This window comes from Exiguobacterium sp. s59, from assembly GCF_018617475.1.
Classification (GTDB): Bacteria; Bacillota; Bacilli; order Exiguobacteriales; family Exiguobacteriaceae; genus Exiguobacterium; species Exiguobacterium aestuarii.
The window spans coordinates 339,621-356,338 of sequence record NZ_JACSKG010000004.1; the positions used below are offsets into that span (position 1 = coordinate 339,621).

Here is a 16,718-nt window from a genome sequence, read left to right on the forward strand (position 1 = left end):
AAACGGGGCAGGATTTTAACAACTCGTGAAGAATTCAGTAACAATGTATGACTTTTCTTAAAAGGAGTGGATCACGTTGTCAAAGACAGCTTTAATCACCGGTGCCTCGATGGGAATCGGTTTAGACTTGGCCGTACTCGCCGCTCGAGACGGATACGACTGTATTCTCGTATCGCGAAACGAGCCACGCTTACACGAACTAAAAAAAGTACTTGAAACGAGATATCGAATCAACGTCCACGTCTTCGCGCTTGATTTGGCAAAGCATGACGCAGCATCCCGCTTGACTAAAATGATTGATGAGGCTGGACTGACCGTCGACTTTTTGATCAACAATGCAGGGTTCGGCACGGCAGGAGCATTTGCCGACCTTGATGCTGAGACAGAGGCGGACGAGGTCCGATTGAACGTCAATACGTTGACCGAACTGACGAAAGCCTATCTTCCCGGTATGCTTGAACGAGACCATGGTTATGTATTGAATGTCGCATCCGTCGCCGCATTCCAACCTGGTCCGTATATGGCTGTATACTATGCGACGAAGGCTTATGTACTCTCAATTACCGAGGCGTTACATGCAGAAGTGAAAGGAAGCGGTGTCCACGTCAGTGTCCTTTGCCCTGGGCCGACAGATACGAACTTCTTTGATCGTGCTGGGAGTGAATTATCCTTCTCGAAAATGCCTTCACACCTCGTCGCCTTCTTTGGCTATAAAGGGGTCATGAATAATAAGCGCGTCATCGTACCAGGTCTCTCGAACCAGTTATTAGTCGGGTTCGCCAAGCTGATGCCACGCGCTCTCAGTCTTGAAGTCTTGCGCCGCGTTCAAAAACCGACAGACGGCAATGCCGCTGAATCAACGACATAAAAAAAGGAGCGCCCGGCGACGGTCGCTCCTTTTAATGTTCAGAATGTAATCGTGAAATGGTCACGAGCCGATATAAAAAGACACCTGCCGGAATGATCGTCATGAGCGCTGTCGAGAGGACGACTCCCCACGCGAGGGCAGCATCTAGCGTCCATTCACCAGAGGTCAATTGATTGATCACACTCAATTGCTCTACGGATAGAACAATCATCAATGCCGGCCAAACGCTCGCCGCAAGGATGCTCAGCATCGCAAAACGGGCTCTCGTATAACGCTTTACTAACAAAACAAGGTTTAACAGGATAAACAACAACCCTACGAGTAGAAACATACCGACTTCAGTGATATTGACATAGGCACTCATCCGTCGTTCACCTCACTCAACATGATAGGAATATTGTATATTTACCCAAGTTGATGAAGGAATATGCGCTCAAATAATGGACGAATCATGATTAAAAAGACGACGTTAGAAATCCCATGAGCAAAATCAAATGGAAAGCTAAGCAACAACAACTTCACGACATCCATGCCGACCACTTCAATGAATGCCAAATTTGTGGTCCATCCATACAGGAATCCAGATAGCAAACCGAGGATCAAGAAGAGGACTGTTGACTTCATTAGAATCGGACGAAATAAATGAACGAGCATTACGACGAGAAGCCATCCTAAAAATTGATAGAACACGAACGGACCAATTCCGAGCAAAAGTCCTGACAGAATCGGGACAAAGAGCGAAAGGATGGCTGCCCCGTTCAAGCCGATCAGTAAAGCGGTCAACATGATGATGGCCGTCGTCGGTTGGACATTTGGAATCGTCATGAAGAGCCAGCGACCGATGACCGCAAGTGCTAACAGTTGAACGAGCGGTTGAATCGGGGTGGAAGATTTTTCGAACCGATACAGAACGACAATTGCAATCAGGATGGCGAGGACGTATGTGACCATAGCGTGCTCCGATCTTGGAAAAGGATGCGATCTCCTTGAAAGACGATTTGACCGTTCGCTAGATAAATCACATCTGTCGCAGTCTGAATCAGCTCCATATCATGTGTCGCACAGACCACAAGGGCTGACTTCGCCTTCTGTTGCAATGCGTCGAGAAACGCGTCACGCTCTCCTCTTGTCAAATCGACAGTAGGTTCATCGAGTAGAAGAACGCCCGACGGATCGTGTAGGACAGATTGAAGTTGAGCGATCCTTCTCTTCTCGGCTTTCGGGAACGGTCCAACTTCTGGGTCGGCAGGAAGGTAGACCGCCCGCTCCCCGCGCTTCACCCGTCCTTGGAGCGGTCGTCTGCTTCTGGCCAACAGTTCGAGGAATGTCGACTTCCCACTCCCGTTTGTCCCGACAATGACCGTGATTCCAGGCTCATTCATCTGGACCGTCACATGATCAATCGCATACGTCGCTTGAAGAGGATGTCGATAAGACACGTCGGTTGCATCGATGGAAGGTAGCGTCGTCGATTCATTGAAGGTGAACGTCATCTCGTCCGAAGATTCTTTTGCCCGCTCGGTATAACCGATTTGTACACCGATTCCGGAGATCCGACGGAGCAATATCTTTAAATGTTCTCTTCGAAATGAATCTAAATGTCGAAACGGTTCGATGAGGACGATTGAATCTGGTCGATCTAACAAGGCATAGGCGACCCGCACAATTTGTTGTTCCCCGCTTGAACACGCATCAAATCGCTTCGGATAAAGCGCATCGATTTGTAAAAGCGTCGCAATTTCCGCCCCACGAAATGGATCAACACTCGATAATAGGTGTCCAACCTTTCCTGAGAAAGATTGATTCATTTCGATCACGCGGGGGCGATATCGTTCTACGAATCGTTCGAACGAACCGTCAACGTATGATAACCATTGCATCACGCACCCCTCCTTTCGTGAGATATGGATAGATGAGCCAAAGTCCGATAAACAGATGAAGGGAAAGCGAACAAATGGCTCCAATGAGCACGATTTGGAAAAAATCCTCTATACGAAAGCGTCGCATTGGTTCGACCGCGAACTTCGGCTCATCTTGCTGTCGCTCAATACCAATTTGGACCGCGTCTCGCCAAGACGCTTTCGGATGACTTCTGATTGCCTGACGTACCGCCTGCTCCAATGCCGGGATGAGTGCCCATGCACCGTATAAGAGTGAGGACGAGCGGGGGAAGTTCGATAAGAGTGGGAGCAATCGTTCGAGACGAATGATTCGAGAAATCCATAACATGCCGAGTAGAAAAGCGGCTAATTTTAAAATCTGACGCCATATGTACGTAAAAGAAATCTCCCAACCAATGAGTATGGGTAAAATCGAAATGATTCCGAATGCAACAAGTACAGATAACATCGTCCAAGGGAAACGACGCTCGATGAGGAGCAGAAGAACAAGCCCTATCACGAAAAACGTGGTTGTTTCAACATTCATCAGCACATATAAATGACAGAGTAGATAGAAAAGGAGCGTGACAGGATGTCTCCGCTCCCAATCTGCCTCATTCGAAGAAAGCCAATGCATCTTCTTCGAACCGCCATTGAATGACATCCGTCGACTCTACTTCTTTTGCGCCCGCTCCCTCATCTCCCGGAGCACCGTTAAAAGCAAATACCCATCCTGACGATTGTCCTTCTGATTTTTCTTCAATTCCTTCAATTGCCGTTACGTAAGACATGTCACCACTCCCTGTCACTTCAAGGTCGAGTCCTGTTGCTTTCAACGCATCGAGCACGGTCGCATCTTCTTCTAAGCAAACACTTTTCTCTTGATAAAGTGTTTCTTCGGTCGCTGCGTTATAGACGGAGATGGTCGGACTTACACCACACGATTCTTGCTGCGCTTCTTCCCCGCCACATCCGGCAAGTAGCGCCGTAGCTAATAGAGTAATGGTTACATACGGTTTCATTGATCTGTCAAATCCTCTCGTTGGTGTATCGAATAATTATATAGAATCGCATAGCGCTCGCCTGTACTACGGCCCTCCTGCGTCAGTCCGACGAGCTGGATACTGTTAGCAAGGACCGGTTCGCGCTGCAGCCAAAACTTAACGAGTTCATCGTCTCGGTTGATCATAAGCATCGACTCGTTTTCGAACGTATACATGTCGTAAAGCCCATCATAAGAGAGTTGTAAAATCGGCGCGGCGACGACATCTGTGTACTCTTCCCATGACGGTCCTCTCAATGTCGATAACATATGATCGAACTCGACGAGCTTTTCAAAAAACGCCTGTCCCGATTCTATTCGTAGTTCATCGACTTGTTCATAGGAAAGTTGTCCCTCTCCATATGTCACGCGAATTTGCTGGAACGATTCGGCTCGCTCGACCATCAGTAAATACTCAATCGTTTGGACGTTCCCTTCCCGATCAATTTGAAGCTTACCTCGGTCTAGCTTGATTGAATCACTATTGATTCGTTGCAATACCTTCTCCGTCATCTCATCGAATGACTCATCCGTGACGGAAACAGCACCGATTTGCTGGGATTCTGTACGAAATCCAGATTGGTCAAATAACGGTACGAATAATAAGACGATAAAGAAGAAGAATCCTAAAAGTGCTCCATACCATTTATAGCGACTATTCTGTTTCGGGAAGAATAAAAAAGACAATAAAAACCCGATTGGGATATGAAAACCGCCGATTGGAAACGAAACGATCCCAAGCAGTGAATAGAATAAGAACTTCGGAAAGAAATTGGCTTCCGGCTCTTTTAACTGGTTCAATCGAACACCTAACAAGATGCTGATTACTAAGAACGCTGCCCACACATAGAGTTGAATGGTCACATCAATCCCCCACTGTATATTCTAAAAAGTCGGTCGCAACTATACTCGACGGAAAGTCCGATACGACCTCTTGCTCAAACTCTTCCTCTCGCCCGACATAACGAGCTGAAATATGCGTGACAATCAATTGATTGACAGCAGACGCCTTCGCAAGCGTTGTAGCCTCACGCGTCGTCGAGTGACCATATTTCCGCGCGAGCGGCTGTTCACTTTCCATAAATGTTGCTTCATGGATGAGAAGGTTCGCACCTTCTGCTAAAATCCGAGCGTTTTCACAAGGGGTCGTATCTCCGAGAATGGCGACGACTTTACCCGGAGTCGGTTCAGTGACGTATTCTTTAGAGTCGTACCATTTTCCTTCATATTCAAACCGTTCTTCTTCTTTGATTGTTTTATAGATCGGTCCACTCGGAATCCCGAGTGCTCTCACTCGATCAACGCAAAGAGTCCCTGGCTTTTCAGGTCCTTGAATTCGAAAACCGTAAGATGGGAAACGGTGCTCTAATTTTCGCACAGTGATGATGTGACCGTCTTGTTCAAATGTGTCTCCATCCGTAAACTCGATGACATTCAGCTCATAACCGAGATGAGAACCCGTGACACGAAGCGTCGCTTCAAGCCACTTTTTCAATCCTTTTGGTCCATAAACCGTGAGGGGTTCCGTTCCATCCAGTGCTGAACGTGTCGATAAAAATCCAGGTAATCCGAAAACATGGTCGCCGTGCAAATGCGTCACCCATACCGCCGTCACTTTTCGTGGTTTGACTTTCGTGTAGAGCATCTGATGTTGCGTACCTTCTCCACAGTCAATCAACCAGGTGACTTTAGGTAAGACGAGTGCGAGACCTGACACGTTTCGCTGCTTTGATGGCATACCTGATCCAGTTCCTAAAAACTGTAACTTCATAAATAATTTAGTCCTTTCTTCAAGTCCGTTCCATGCTATACTTGTGGTAATCGCTGAAAAGGATGTGATTTGTGATGACCAAGGCAGAACAACCCGAATCAATTTACGAGACGATTCGAGATCGCGCAGCTTTGATGAATCGCTTGCACCAACAGGAACAAGGCACCTCTATCCGCATTCACGACATAGCGATCGAACTTCATTGCACAGACGAGTTGATTTTAGAGTCTCTGGAGTTCGCAGCATAACGAGTACGAACACATACGAAGAGCCGACGAATGGTCGGCTCTTTTTTATTTCTTAGGTGATGCAACTTCTTCAACGATTGTGACGACATACTCGACGAGTTTGTATAACTCTTCAAGAGGCATGCGTTCGTTCGTCGTGTGAATTTCTTCATAACCAACCGCCAAGTTGACCGTCGGGATCCCACCACCGGCGATCACGTTCGCATCCGAACCGCCGCCTGAGTGTAAGATTCGTGTCGGACGTCCGATTGTCGCCGCCGCACGTTTCGCGACCTCGACGACTTCGTCACCTTCTTCAAACTTGAATCCTGGATACATGATGTCGATGTCGACTTCAGCACGACCACCAAACGACTCCGCCACTTCGATATAGGCTTGTTTCATCGTTTCCGCCTGCTTTTCCATCTTCTCGTGAATGAGCGAACGGGCCTCAGCGAGTACTTCGACGTAGTCACACACGATGTTTGTGGCACGTCCCCCTTCGAAGCGACCGATATTTGCCGTTGTCTCTTCATCGATTCGACCGAGTGGCATCTTCGCGATGGCTTTCGCTGCGATTTGAATCGCTGAAATACCCTTCTCTGGAGCGACACCTGCATGGGCCGTCTTCCCGTAAATTTTCGCATTTACTTTCGCTTGTGTCGGTGCTGCGACGATGATGTCACCGACCGGGCCGTCCGAGTCAAGTGCAAAACCAAACTTCGCATCGATTTTTGATAAATCCAAGACTTTCGCCCCGACGAGTCCTGATTCTTCCCCTACCGTGATGACGAATTGGATTTGTCCGTGTGGAATCTGTTTTTCGTTCAACACGCGAACGAGTTCGATCATCGCCGTGAGGCCAGTCTTGTCATCCGCTCCGAGAATTGTCGTCCCGTCTGTCACGACGTATCCGTCTTTGATGCTCGTTTTGATTCCCTTACCAGGAGTCACCGTGTCCATGTGAGCCGTGAAGTAAATCGGATCGACATTCTCTTTCGTTGCAGGCAACGTGATGATCAAGTTATTACCAGAGTGCGCTGTCTTTGTTGATGCATCGTCCTCATAGACGTCGCAACCAAGCTCTGTGAACACTGCTTTCAAATGTTCACAGATGACAGCCTCTTCTTTCGTTTCTGAATCGATGCCAACCAATCCTAAAAATGTGTCGAGCACTCGTGTCTCGTTTACCATAAACAACATCCCTCCATCCAAACATTTCTTGACCATTATAACAAACTCCCTTAGATTGCACGAATCTTTTCCATTCTGTACAATGATGGCAAACACGTACATGGAGGCAAGTTATGAAGAAAAAGCAAAAAAGACGACAACGCATCATTCAAATCGGCGTCATCGTCATCGTCTCAATCTTTTTGATCAGCACGTTTCTCTCGAGCATGACCATGTTCTTTTAAGAGCAAAATATAACGCTCTTTCAAGATCAAATAACTTTTCACATCCGACAAAATATTCAACAAGGATGAGCGTACCTCAAATTCTTCACGTGTCGTGGGGAGAGGTACGTTTTTTCGATAGTGCTCAATCATCTCTTCAAGTTCTTGCAGAAAGACCGAAGCATCCGCTTGTTCATTCACGTGGTCCCCGACGCGACGCAAAAATGTGGCAACAGGCTTTGCTTCATTGACGACCATCGTAATCTCTCTGGCGTTGTCAGCGACGCGTTTCAAAATATCGTATTGTCGCTCTCGCATTCGGAAGTAGAGATAGTCCATATCTTCATTCCGTTTTCCGATCGAGTTACCCATACGCCGAAGGGCCAAATCTTTCCCTTCTTTCAAATAGTCCCTCGTCTTGATCAGCATCATCGAATGGTTATTATACACACCTGTCTCTACACATGCTGCCACATCGTAAAAGAGTACGGCGAGCGAACGGTCGATATTGTCTTTGATTCGTTCGATTTCACGGTCGAGCGTCGGCATATACATGTTGACGACAAGTCCGACACCGACACCGATAGCGATGAGTAATAACTCATTGATGAACAATTCGAGCGAAAATTGCGCCTCGGTATAAAGGTGCGTCAAGATGACGACACTTGTAATGAGCCCATCTTGCAGTTTCAATTGTTGTACGAGTGGAATGAAGATGACAAAATAAAGTGTGAGCGTCACCGGTGAATAACCGAGTAACGTAAACATCGCGGCACCCATCCCAATGGCGAGAAGACTCGCCATGACACGCTCATACGAAGCGCGAATGGATTTTTTCCGAGTCTCTTGAATACTCAAAATAGCGATAATGGCTGCAAATACAAAATAATCAAGATGAATCGTCTCGGAAATGAGCATTGCGATACCCGCTGCGACCGCGGTCTTTAACGTCCGCGTTCCAATTTTCATACTGATTTCCCCCTTCTCCATCAAATTGTTGACTAAATCAACTCGTTTGGCAATTCAAAAGTTTGGAAGTGATCTGATTGAAACGAAAGAAAAAACGTACACTTTGGCCGATGGTCGCGACACTCAGTATTGCCATCGCCGCATTTTTATGGATCCAGTCCGAACGTCCTGACTCGTACACCGTCGAAACCGTCACGAACGGAGACCGTGTCACGAGATCGTTCGAATCCCTTACTGAAGCAAAACGATACATGGCGGCTGGAAACAACCGCACCTTATTCTCTCCTTCAGGAGAAGTCCTCGACTTCACAGGAACTGGTGTAGTCGTGACACCGAGCGATGCGATCACGAACCTATATGAAGATCAATCGTTCAAAAAACGTCAGTCCTATGTCGCTGGCGGTACGAGACTACAACTGCTCGAGCGAGGCGATGACCACTTGAAAGTACGCATCTCAGGCGCAGACGTCTATGTAAAGCCAGATCAGATGGCATTGTTCCCAGAAGCTGTCGTAGAGAGACGCGGCTATTATGAGATTCGGGATGGGGATGTGTATCACTCGGTCGAGGCGAATGCAAATCTCGCCGGCACGTTCCTCGTTGGACCGACAGAGAAGCGTTCAGAAGAGCGTTTCTACACGGAACGCGTCCGGGACGTCTTCGACTCTCCCTATCAATTCGCTTCGATTCAATCAACAACACCGTATTCCGCCAAAGCATTTGATCAGTATTTACAATCCATCGACTCCCCACTCGCCGGAGAGGGGGATGCTTTCAAACAGGCAGAAGAAACGTATGGCATCAATGCGTTATTCTTACTCGCCGTAGCCGGTCATGAGTCGAAATTTGGAACGTCCGACATTGCTCGAGAAAAACGTAACTTATTTGGATTTCGAGCGACCGATGACGACCCGAGCGGAAACGCAACATCGTTTGAAACGATTGAAGCGAGCGTTGATGCGGCTGCCGAATTGTTCGCCACGAAATATGTAAAAGGTCCATACGCACGCGGAGACTACCCGGGGAACAAGCAAGAAGGGATCAATATCTTTTACGCGTCAGACCCATACTGGGGCGAGAAAGTCGCCGGTACGATGTATTCAATCGATCGTGAACTCGGCTTGAAACAGTTAAAACAAATCCAATGAACAGTAGCCCGGCTCAAATGAGTCGGGCTGATTCACGTATTATTTATTTATAGAGTGCCCTTGACTTCATCCTCGTAAAGCTCGATGAGTCGATTGTTGTCGAGCACTTGCTCACTTGACTCTCCATACCGTTCCGTGATGATTGGAATCAATTTTTCCCATACGACCCATTTCATGTATTGATCGCGATCATAACCATGATTCAGCTCATACACACTCATTTCTTTTGCCTCGGCATACCGTCTCTGTAACTCGACTATCTCCGCATCCGGTCCATTTTCAATCCAAACATCGACTTCTTCATCTGTTACTACGATTCCATACCGATCTTGCGCATACGCCAACCAAGCACGCTCGAAATCCGCTTGCTCTGCAGCGCGTGTTATCAATTTGTTCACATCAATACTTTCATCAAACATTTTCATCTCCACGTACAAACGTTCTGCCAATTTCCGTTCGAAATCGTTATTAATTTGGGGGGCCACATCTCGTTGGGAATCAGATAAGATATCTTTCAAATCTCCCACAGTCATTTCAGGAACGGTCTTAGTTTCGACTTGAGAATTCGTCACCTTTTCAAACGGTGCGGACGAATCATCAGCATCTTTCATATTCGTAAAGATAAGCGCCATCACAATTATAAGACTGAAAATAGTTATCCCTAACATTCGCTTCATGTCTCATCTACACCTTCCATTGGATTGACGTCATCTCACTCACTTCAATCGTATCATATTCTATATACGCTTCTTGTCGAAGAAATGATTCAACATCAAACGATATCTCATTGAAGGAATTTTAAATTAGAAGACGAATAAGTAAAATGAACGACTATTCATTTTTGAGGGGGAATCAATATGAAAACGATTTGGATTACCGGAGGATCGTCTGGTATGGGGAAAGCGATGGCCTTAAAATTTAAGCAAGAAGGATGGAATGTGGCCATCAGTGGTCGAAACGAGGAACGACTACTAGAAGCGATGAACGAACTGAACGCAATCGAAGCAGGTCAGGCGATGAGTGTGCAACATGATGTTCGTGACTATGAAGGATGCGCTCAAGCACTCGCTGACATCGCATCCGCTTACGGTCCAGTCCACGCGCTCGTTAATAACGCGGCAGGTAACTTCGTCTGTCCGACACTCGATTTGTCACCGAACGGTTGGTCAAGTGTCATTGACATCGTCTTGAACGGAACATTCAACTGCACCCATGTACTCGGGAAACATTGGGAGGCAGAAGAACTACGTGGCGGCTCAATCATTAATATGGTCGCCTCGTATGCATGGCAGGCAGGACCTGGTGTGGCACCGAGTGCGGCAGCGAAAGCCGGCGTCCTCAATTTAACGAGAACGCTCGCTGTTGAATGGGGCTATCAATTTGGGGCTCGAGTCAACGCCATCAGTCCAGGACCGATTGAACGGACAGGCGGTGCGGAAAAACTCGTGTCTCACGTGAAAGAAGTAGAGCGGATTCGTCGGAACGTTCCACTCGGACGCTTCGGGACACCGGAAGAAATCGCTGACTTGGCTTACTGGATTGCTTCTGACGAGATGCGCTATTTAAATGGAGATTGTATCTCTCTTGATGGCGGTCATTGGCTGAATAAACATCCATTCTAATCAAAAGGACGACCGAGACATGTATCTCGGTCGTCCTTTCAATTATCCACGCCATCCCACTCTTCGTGAAACTGCTCTAGAAACTGTTGCATGAACGCATGACGTGACATCGCTAACTGTTTCGCCTTTGCGGTATGCATCATCGACGCCAACTTCAACAATTTATCATGAAAATGTTGAATGGCACTCTCTTCCGACAAATCGAGCGGTGTTCCGCGAGAACCGGCGAATTGGAACGTGCGAGCAATACCGATTGCTCCGATTGCGTCTAATCGGTCGGCATCTTGTAAAATTTCACTTTCGCGGGTCGTAGGCTCTCTTCCTTTTGAGAAAGAGACTTCATCGATTAAGGTCAGCACCAAGTTTGCTTGCTCATCAGTGATGTCGATAGCATTCAGATGTTGTTTGACGAGCCCTTTCGGTCGACCAAGCTTATGGTCTTCCACGTCATGTAGATACGCAGCAAGGATGAGCACTGTCTTGTCGACAGGCTCATCCTCCATCAAGCGCTCCACCAGTCGAACGACACGCTCAATATGAGCGCTGTCATGCCCTGAATGGTCGTTTTCATGAATCTGTTCGACGAACTGCTTCGTCGTCTGAATCATCTCCATATTTAAATCTCAATTGTCGTGTTCGGTTCAATTAGAAGACCGCGACGATGTAACTGGTCACAAAACGCCTGAGCATCCTGCTTAATCGGTGGGAACGTATCGAAGTGGATTGGGACGACTCGTTTTGCTTGTAGCCACTGGGCCGCATCTAACGCGTCTGCAGGTCCCATCGTGAAGTTATCACCGATTGGAAGGAAAGCGACATCGATTTCAAAACGTTCTCCGTACATCTTCATATCGGAGAAAAGACTCGTGTCTCCTGCGTGATAGAGCGTCAACTCATTCGTCTCGATGATGAATCCGGCCGGCATTCCCATATAGATCGGTGTGTCCCCCATGTCAAAACTCGAACTATGGAAGGCTTGCGTCATCGTGACGCGCCCGAATGGGAAGGCGTGTCCACCACCGATATTCATTCCATGTACAGAAAAGCCTTTCTTCTCATAATAGGTCGCGAGCTCATGCGTCGCCACAATCGTTGCCCCTGTCTCTTTCGCAATCAACTCGACATCTTCGATATGATCAAAATGAGCGTGGGTGAGCAACAAATAGTCTGGTCGCAGTGTAGAAGGGTCTACTTCCGTATGAGGGTTACTCGTCAAAAATGGATCGATCAACACGTTTACGCCATCAATCTCAAATCCAACAGTCGCATGTCCATAATAGGTGATTTTCACGTGTATTCATCCTTCCTTCGTAAGTTCAGATTACAACACTTTTTCTAAGAAACGTTTCGCACGATCGGTCTGGGGATTTAACAACAAATCGGCCGGTTTTCCTTCTTCCATCAAAATTCCTTCATCAAGGAAGAGAACGCGGTCTGCCACTTCACGAGCAAACCCCATTTCGTGTGTGACGACAACCATCGTCATTCCGGTCTCAGCCAACCCTTTCATGACATCAAGTACTTCGTTGACCATCTCTGGGTCAAGTGCCGAAGTCGGCTCATCGAACAACATGACGTTCGGTTCCATCGCTAACGCACGCGCGATGGCGACACGTTGTTTTTGTCCACCCGAGAGTTGGCTCGGATAGGCGTCGATTTTCTCAGAGAGCCCAACACGTTCCAGCAATTTTTTTGCGCGCTCGAATGCTTCAGTCTTGCTTACTTTCAAAACGTTGACTGGTGCGTACGTCAAATTGTCCAATACGCTCATGTGCGGGAACAGATTAAACTGTTGGAATACCATCCCGATATTTTGGCGCGCCTTCGCAACGTTCGCCCCTTTTTTCGTGAGTTCGAACCCATCCACACTGACCGTCCCGCTTGTCGGGATTTCTAGCATGTTCAAGCAACGCAGAAATGTCGATTTACCAGACCCAGACGGTCCGATGACGGCGACCACTTCACCACGTTCAATCGTCGTCGTGATCCCCTTCAGTACTTCTAAGTCACCAAATTGTTTGTGTAGGTCTTTTACTTCGATCATCTTCCATCACTCTTTCTTAACCGTTTTTCTAGACGTTGTCCAAGATACGTCAAGATCATCACTATCGTAAAGTATATCACACCGGCGAATAGAAGCGGTTCGAAGTAGATCGCCTTCTGCCCACCGACAATCTGTGCACGGCGCATGATGTCGAGTACCCCGACCGTCGAAACGAGGGCCGACTCTTTCGTCAATGTAATCATCTCGTTGACGAGGGCAGGCAAGATATTCTTGAACGCCTGTGGCAAGATGATTGAACGTAATTGTTTTACATATGGAACACCTAAAGCATCAGAGGCTTCCCATTGCCCTTTATCGACCGCTTGAATACCGGCCCGGATAATCTCAGAAATATACGCTCCTGAGTTTAATGAGAAAGCGATGACCGCTGATTGATACGGTGTCGTGATATAGCCGGTCAATTGCGGTAATCCGAAGTGAATAATGGCGAGTTGTAAGATGAGCGGTGTCCCACGGAACACTGCCGTATACGCATGCCCAATAAAGTTGATGAAACGATTTGGGACAATCTTTAGTGTTGCCACGACAATCCCAAGTGAGATCCCGATCAATGCCGAAACGATGACCACTTGGAACATGACTGGAATCCCTTCAAGTATGTAAGGGATAGAATCATAAATCCGGCTAAAATCCATTGTAAGTTCCTCCTAAAAAAGGGCTGACCGATTCATCTTCAGTCAGCCTCGTACGATTCATTATTCGGCTGGTGCAGCCTCTTCTTCAAACCATTTTTGTGCTAACTCTTCGATTTCTCCACTGTCGATCATCTTTTTCAACTCTTCGTTGAATTGATCACGGAGCTCATCGTCTTTACGGAAGGCAGCAGCAGATCCTGCTTCTTCTTCGTCTACGATTTCGAACGTTGTCAATTCGCTGTCTTGCTCGAGGTATTTCTTCGCGACCGTATCTTCGATGACCATTGCGTCAATACGTCCCGTCTTGATTTCTTGGATGATCTCAGGAATCTTGTTCAATGAGACGATTTCAGCGTCAGTGATTTGGTCCTGTGCGATTCCTTCTTGGATTGAACCGAGCTGAACACCAATCTTTTTGCCTTTCAAGTCTTCAAGTGATTGGAGAGAATCATCTTTCGACAAGATCAAGTTCACCGCTGTGAAATAGATATCCGAGAAATCGGCATTCTCTTTACGCTCTTCCGTCGGTGTCATACCAGCCATGACGAAGTCGACACGACCCGCGTTGAGTGCTCCGAGCAAGCTTCCGAAGTCCATATCTTCAATTTTCAATTCATATCCCATGTTTTCCGCCACTTTTTTGGCGATGTCGATATCAAATCCGACGATTTCGTCGCCGTTCGCTGTGTCGACGAATTCATACGGGAAGTAATCGGCACTCGTACCCATGACGATGACTTTGTCATCCTCACCATCGGTCGATGTCGATCCTCCTTCGTTCACGTCTGCCCCACATGCGACTGAGAACGCGGCAAGTCCTGCTAAACATAATGCTAGAAAACCTTTTTTCATCTTCATCTCCCTTTCGTAGTTGAATGATAATTATCAGAACTTTAACAAAATTATGACATATGTGTGAACGTAGCTCAACTGTTCTATGACACATCAGTTGTCCGACTTGTGTCTTCAACCACTATATACACATAATTATTACTTGTAAAGTATATTCATGCAATTTATTAAAAAAAAGAAGGTCACATTCGCTCGAAAGCGAAATAAGTGACCGTTCCGTTGTCGCGAGACCCGTAAGGTTGGACCTGTTTGACTGAAGACATCGGGATGGCGCTATACACGTGCGGATAGCGCTCTCCATCCTCATCTAACTCATAATGTAACAACTGTCCTAGTCGATTGACGTGAAGGGAGACGAGGACGACTGCTTCTCCTGGATAGGACGATTTGACGACCTTACCGATTTGCTGCGGTGTGCAACATTTGATTGTCCCTTCCGATTGAAGTGACGGCTCATTGATTTCACCGCGTGACAGGGCAATCATATACTCTGCCTCCGTCATAATTTTGATGACTGGTTCCATATACACTGCCCCTTTTCACAAAAGCGCAAAGGCAGTGCCTTTGCGCCGATGCTTGATTATGCGAAATAAATATCGAACAATGTTTGCAATTGGTCGACGAGTTCTTCAGCCGTTGAGGACTCGATTTCACTGCGCTCTACCATCGTCACGATGTTTCCATCCTCGAGGAGAGCAATCGAAGGTGAAGACGGTGCGTATCCTTCGAAATATTCGCGTGCACGATCTGTCGCTTCACGGTCTTGACCTGCAAACACGGTTACGAAATGATCAGGCTTGGTGCCTTCCATCTTGTTTACGTAAGCAGCTGCCGGACGAGCGATTCCGCCTGCACAACCACATACCGAGTTAACGAGTACAAGTGTCTTTCCTTCTTTTTTCAGTGCTCCGTCTACTTCTTCCGGTGTCGTGAGCTCTGTGTATCCTGCAGCACGTACTTCGTTACGTGCTTGTTCGACTACATCTTGAAAATATAATTGAAAATCCATGTTGTTTCCCCTTTCGACATTTCGTCTGTACTCTCTTATTTTACGTCTTGTTCTACCCCGAGGACAAGTCTATCGCTCAATTCCCGTTCTAAGAATGGATCTGCCTGTAACATTTGTTTAAAGGCGAGGTAACGTGCTTTCGTCTCGGCACTCGCCTTACGATTCGTCAAATAGGCACGAATCATAATATTCTTTGGCGTATGCTCAAGATCGATGAACTCAAGCAATTGTGCATCATAGCCGACAAGTCCGAGGAGTTCAGCCCGAATCGAATCGGTCGCGAGCGAAGCGAACCGCTCTTTAATCAACCCATGTTGAAGCATCACGTCTAAATTAGGTGCTTGCAGTTGGCGATTCAATTCCTTTTGACAGCAAGGGACGCTCAAAATGACTTTCGCCCCCCAGCGGACGGCACGTGCTAACGCCATGTCTGTCGCCACATCACAAGCATGTAGGGTCACGACCATATCGACAGCCGTCTCTCCTTCATACTCATTGATGTCCCCGACTAAAAACTCAAGCCGTTCATATCCCAAATCTTTTGCGATTGACGCGCACTCTTCGATAACTTCTTTCTTCAAATCGAGTCCAGTGATATGCACGTCATACCCTTTCATCTCATGAAGGAAGTGATAGAGCGCAAACGTCAGGTACGACTTCCCTGAACCGAAGTCCAAAATTCTAACGGTCCGGTCTGTCGGTAAATGTTTGAGCGAATCCTCAATGAATTCAAGGAAACGATTGATTTGTTTGAATTTGTCGTACTTTTGTCGCTTCACTTTGCCGTCACTCGATTGGATGCCAAGTCGAATCAAGAACGGGACCGGCTCATCGAGCGGGAGTACATATTGCTTCTCCCGATTATGGCTCAACTGGATTTCTTTTTGTGCCGTCTGCTTTTCTTTCAATGTCACTTTGAACTTTTTCGATAACTGGAATTGGAGGTCAGATTCCTTTAGTTGGAACTGTCCTTGTCTAAACGTTTCGAGAAGTTCGAACAATTCTGTCACGGCTTCATCCGGTGTCAGATTTTTATGATTCATGACCCGTTCATACTGGTACTCGAACTGGATATGATACGCATTCCGAAGCATGACCGGTTTCAATTTGACCCGTTTGAGATCACTTGATTTTTGACGGGGTTGACTGATTGTCGCCGACACGAGATGATTTGATTGGATCACGTCTTCTAGACGCTCTTGTAACGCTTTATATTCCAATGGATTCAATCCT

At 47.0% G+C, this 16,718-nt stretch carries 22 protein-coding genes; 4 read left to right on the forward strand and 18 right to left on the reverse strand.

What is annotated here, in order from left to right:
- Positions 1-76: 76 nt before the first annotated feature.
- Positions 77-868 (forward strand): SDR family NAD(P)-dependent oxidoreductase, encoded by a 792-nt coding sequence (locus KNO91_RS09915; RefSeq protein WP_251126610.1) that lies wholly within the window; start codon positions 77-79, stop codon positions 866-868.
- 31 nt (positions 869-899) lie between these two features.
- Here KNO91_RS09915 and KNO91_RS09920 read toward each other — a convergent pair whose 3' ends face one another.
- Genes KNO91_RS09920 through rnz form a run of 7 tightly spaced genes read right to left on the reverse strand, consistent with a single transcriptional unit; the run spans position 900 to position 5,561 of the window.
- Positions 900-1,232: a hypothetical protein gene (locus KNO91_RS09920; RefSeq protein ID WP_214817774.1), complete on the reverse strand. Its 333-nt coding sequence runs from the start codon at positions 1,230-1,232 to the stop codon at positions 900-902.
- A gap of 41 nt (positions 1,233-1,273) precedes the next feature.
- Positions 1,274-1,819 (reverse strand): hypothetical protein, encoded by a 546-nt coding sequence (locus KNO91_RS09925; protein WP_214817776.1) that lies wholly within the window; start codon positions 1,817-1,819, stop codon positions 1,274-1,276.
- Positions 1,792-2,748 (reverse strand): ATP-binding cassette domain-containing protein, encoded by a 957-nt coding sequence (locus KNO91_RS09930; protein ID WP_214817778.1) that lies wholly within the window; start codon positions 2,746-2,748, stop codon positions 1,792-1,794. The genes KNO91_RS09925 and KNO91_RS09930 overlap by 28 nt, the downstream gene beginning before the upstream one ends.
- The gene (locus KNO91_RS09935; protein ID WP_214817780.1) at positions 2,726-3,385 is read right to left on the reverse strand and encodes a hypothetical protein; all 660 of its coding nucleotides are present in this window, start codon (positions 3,383-3,385) and stop codon (positions 2,726-2,728) included. The genes KNO91_RS09930 and KNO91_RS09935 overlap by 23 nt, the downstream gene beginning before the upstream one ends.
- Complete coding sequence (locus KNO91_RS09940; RefSeq protein WP_214817781.1) at positions 3,363-3,770, reverse strand: DUF4430 domain-containing protein; 408 nt, start codon at positions 3,768-3,770, stop codon at positions 3,363-3,365. The genes KNO91_RS09935 and KNO91_RS09940 overlap by 23 nt, the downstream gene beginning before the upstream one ends.
- Positions 3,767-4,654, reverse strand: coding sequence for a hypothetical protein (locus tag KNO91_RS09945; protein WP_214787574.1), 888 nt, complete (start codon positions 4,652-4,654; stop codon positions 3,767-3,769). Before KNO91_RS09945 ends, KNO91_RS09940 begins: the two co-directional genes overlap by 4 nt.
- A 1-nt stretch (position 4,655) precedes the next feature.
- Positions 4,656-5,561, reverse strand: a complete 906-nt coding sequence (gene rnz / locus KNO91_RS09950; protein ID WP_214817782.1) for a ribonuclease Z — start codon at positions 5,559-5,561, stop codon at positions 4,656-4,658.
- Between the two features lie 74 nt (positions 5,562-5,635).
- On the opposite strand from rnz, the gene KNO91_RS09955 reads away from it, so the two are divergent.
- Positions 5,636-5,809: a hypothetical protein gene (locus tag KNO91_RS09955; protein ID WP_214692882.1), complete on the forward strand. Its 174-nt coding sequence runs from the start codon at positions 5,636-5,638 to the stop codon at positions 5,807-5,809.
- A gap of 45 nt (positions 5,810-5,854) precedes the next feature.
- On the opposite strand, the gene KNO91_RS09960 is transcribed toward KNO91_RS09955, so the two are convergent.
- Positions 5,855-6,982, reverse strand: a complete 1,128-nt coding sequence (locus tag KNO91_RS09960; RefSeq protein WP_214787570.1) for a M20/M25/M40 family metallo-hydrolase — start codon at positions 6,980-6,982, stop codon at positions 5,855-5,857.
- A 173-nt stretch (positions 6,983-7,155) separates the two neighbouring features.
- Positions 7,156-8,154 carry an aromatic acid exporter family protein gene (locus tag KNO91_RS09965; protein ID WP_214794720.1) on the reverse strand — a complete coding sequence of 333 codons (999 nt, stop codon included), beginning with the start codon at positions 8,152-8,154 and terminating at the stop codon, positions 7,156-7,158.
- 77 nt (positions 8,155-8,231) lie between these two features.
- Between KNO91_RS09965 and KNO91_RS09970 the strand changes: the two genes are divergently transcribed.
- The gene (locus KNO91_RS09970) at positions 8,232-9,302 is read left to right on the forward strand and encodes an N-acetylglucosaminidase (RefSeq protein ID WP_251126611.1); all 1,071 of its coding nucleotides are present in this window, start codon (positions 8,232-8,234) and stop codon (positions 9,300-9,302) included.
- Between the two features lie 47 nt (positions 9,303-9,349).
- On the opposite strand, the gene KNO91_RS09975 is transcribed toward KNO91_RS09970, so the two are convergent.
- Positions 9,350-9,913 carry a hypothetical protein gene (locus KNO91_RS09975; protein WP_214817783.1) on the reverse strand — a complete coding sequence of 188 codons (564 nt, stop codon included), beginning with the start codon at positions 9,911-9,913 and terminating at the stop codon, positions 9,350-9,352.
- Positions 9,914-10,159: 246 nt separating this feature from the next.
- Between KNO91_RS09975 and fadH the strand changes: the two genes are divergently transcribed.
- Positions 10,160-10,924 carry a 2,4-dienoyl-CoA reductase gene (fadH, locus tag KNO91_RS09980; protein WP_214794716.1) on the forward strand — a complete coding sequence of 255 codons (765 nt, stop codon included), beginning with the start codon at positions 10,160-10,162 and terminating at the stop codon, positions 10,922-10,924.
- A gap of 38 nt (positions 10,925-10,962) precedes the next feature.
- On the opposite strand, the gene KNO91_RS09985 is transcribed toward fadH, so the two are convergent.
- The 8 genes from KNO91_RS09985 to KNO91_RS10020 form a co-directional block, all read right to left on the reverse strand.
- Complete coding sequence (locus tag KNO91_RS09985) at positions 10,963-11,538, reverse strand: HD domain-containing protein (protein ID WP_214817785.1); 576 nt, start codon at positions 11,536-11,538, stop codon at positions 10,963-10,965.
- A 2-nt stretch (positions 11,539-11,540) separates the two neighbouring features.
- A complete protein-coding gene (locus KNO91_RS09990) occupies positions 11,541-12,215 on the reverse strand; it encodes a metal-dependent hydrolase (RefSeq protein WP_214748101.1) in 675 nt (224 codons plus the stop codon).
- Between the two features lie 30 nt (positions 12,216-12,245).
- Positions 12,246-12,968, reverse strand: coding sequence for an amino acid ABC transporter ATP-binding protein (locus tag KNO91_RS09995; RefSeq protein WP_214817787.1), 723 nt, complete (start codon positions 12,966-12,968; stop codon positions 12,246-12,248).
- Positions 12,965-13,624, reverse strand: a complete 660-nt coding sequence (locus KNO91_RS10000) for an amino acid ABC transporter permease (RefSeq protein ID WP_214787558.1) — start codon at positions 13,622-13,624, stop codon at positions 12,965-12,967. The genes KNO91_RS09995 and KNO91_RS10000 overlap by 4 nt, the downstream gene beginning before the upstream one ends.
- Before the next feature lie 60 nt (positions 13,625-13,684).
- On the reverse strand, positions 13,685-14,476 hold the full coding sequence (locus KNO91_RS10005; protein WP_012726549.1) for a transporter substrate-binding domain-containing protein: 792 nt from the start codon (positions 14,474-14,476) through the stop codon (positions 13,685-13,687).
- A 182-nt stretch (positions 14,477-14,658) separates the two neighbouring features.
- A complete protein-coding gene (locus KNO91_RS10010) occupies positions 14,659-15,000 on the reverse strand; it encodes a DUF952 domain-containing protein (RefSeq protein WP_214794712.1) in 342 nt (113 codons plus the stop codon).
- A gap of 56 nt (positions 15,001-15,056) precedes the next feature.
- The gene (locus tag KNO91_RS10015) at positions 15,057-15,485 is read right to left on the reverse strand and encodes a BrxA/BrxB family bacilliredoxin (RefSeq protein ID WP_214787554.1); all 429 of its coding nucleotides are present in this window, start codon (positions 15,483-15,485) and stop codon (positions 15,057-15,059) included.
- A gap of 35 nt (positions 15,486-15,520) precedes the next feature.
- On the reverse strand, positions 15,521-16,705 hold the full coding sequence (locus KNO91_RS10020) for a class I SAM-dependent methyltransferase (protein ID WP_214817846.1): 1,185 nt from the start codon (positions 16,703-16,705) through the stop codon (positions 15,521-15,523).
- Positions 16,706-16,718 lie beyond the last annotated feature (13 nt).

Excerpts from the sequence above, each read along its gene's own strand:
- KNO91_RS09920 (WP_214817774.1), bottom strand. The coding sequence starts at position 1,232 with ATGAGTGCCTATGTCAATATCACTGAAGTCGGTATGTTTCTACTCGTA.
- KNO91_RS09925 (WP_214817776.1), bottom strand. The coding sequence starts at position 1,819 with ATGGTCACATACGTCCTCGCCATCCTGATTGCAATTGTCGTTCTGTAT.
- KNO91_RS09930 (WP_214817778.1), bottom strand. The coding sequence starts at position 2,748 with ATGCAATGGTTATCATACGTTGACGGTTCGTTCGAACGATTCGTAGAA.
- KNO91_RS09935 (WP_214817780.1), bottom strand. The coding sequence starts at position 3,385 with ATGCATTGGCTTTCTTCGAATGAGGCAGATTGGGAGCGGAGACATCCT.
- KNO91_RS09940 (WP_214817781.1), bottom strand. The coding sequence starts at position 3,770 with ATGAAACCGTATGTAACCATTACTCTATTAGCTACGGCGCTACTTGCC.
- rnz (WP_214817782.1), bottom strand. The coding sequence starts at position 5,561 with ATGAAGTTACAGTTTTTAGGAACTGGATCAGGTATGCCATCAAAGCAG.
- KNO91_RS09955 (WP_214692882.1), top strand. The coding sequence starts at position 5,636 with ATGACCAAGGCAGAACAACCCGAATCAATTTACGAGACGATTCGAGAT.
- KNO91_RS09960 (WP_214787570.1), bottom strand. The coding sequence starts at position 6,982 with ATGGTAAACGAGACACGAGTGCTCGACACATTTTTAGGATTGGTTGGC.
- KNO91_RS09965 (WP_214794720.1), bottom strand. The coding sequence starts at position 8,154 with ATGAAAATTGGAACGCGGACGTTAAAGACCGCGGTCGCAGCGGGTATC.
- KNO91_RS09975 (WP_214817783.1), bottom strand. The coding sequence starts at position 9,913 with ATGAAAGATGCTGATGATTCGTCCGCACCGTTTGAAAAGGTGACGAAT.
- fadH (WP_214794716.1), top strand. The coding sequence starts at position 10,160 with ATGAAAACGATTTGGATTACCGGAGGATCGTCTGGTATGGGGAAAGCG.
- KNO91_RS09985 (WP_214817785.1), bottom strand. The coding sequence starts at position 11,538 with ATGGAGATGATTCAGACGACGAAGCAGTTCGTCGAACAGATTCATGAA.
- KNO91_RS09995 (WP_214817787.1), bottom strand. The coding sequence starts at position 12,968 with ATGATCGAAGTAAAAGACCTACACAAACAATTTGGTGACTTAGAAGTA.
- KNO91_RS10000 (WP_214787558.1), bottom strand. The coding sequence starts at position 13,624 with ATGGATTTTAGCCGGATTTATGATTCTATCCCTTACATACTTGAAGGG.
- KNO91_RS10005 (WP_012726549.1), bottom strand. The coding sequence starts at position 14,476 with ATGAAAAAAGGTTTTCTAGCATTATGTTTAGCAGGACTTGCCGCGTTC.
- KNO91_RS10010 (WP_214794712.1), bottom strand. The coding sequence starts at position 15,000 with ATGGAACCAGTCATCAAAATTATGACGGAGGCAGAGTATATGATTGCC.
- KNO91_RS10015 (WP_214787554.1), bottom strand. The coding sequence starts at position 15,485 with ATGGATTTTCAATTATATTTTCAAGATGTAGTCGAACAAGCACGTAAC.